Below are 383 nucleotides of genomic sequence, written 5' to 3' on the forward strand. Positions count from 1 at the left end.
TCCGATTGAGTTTTGTTTTCTGTAACGATAGGAAAAAGGTAAAACTAATAATGCTATAAAATCGGAATAGTCAACAACTCGATTTATTCCGATTCCGACACCATTCAAATAGTCAATAACAGATTGAGATAAACTACTTTTCCAAAAAAGAAACAAAATTCCAGTCAGAATGTAAATAGGTTTGATTTTACTTTTAAATAAAAGGCTTATAAAATATGGAAAGGCAAAAAGTCCAACAAAATCAGACAGTTTTCCTGTCAGATAATTATGAAAATAATATTTAAAAAAAAAGTCATTTAGCAACAATAAAATGACAGAAATCAAAAATAATTTTCCGTAAATCAGATTTTTAGGCTGTGATTGGTTCATAATTAATGCCAACG

1 pseudogene is annotated in these 383 nt (G+C 27.9%); it reads right to left on the reverse strand.

The features are described 5' to 3' along the window. A pseudogene (locus tag FGF67_RS17580) lies at positions 1-369 on the reverse strand (hypothetical protein); the annotation flags it as partial. Positions 370-383: the final 14 nt, after the last annotated feature.

The sequence above is a fragment of the Allotamlana fucoidanivorans genome, assembly GCF_006265225.1.
Classification (GTDB): domain Bacteria; phylum Bacteroidota; class Bacteroidia; order Flavobacteriales; family Flavobacteriaceae; genus Allotamlana; species Allotamlana fucoidanivorans.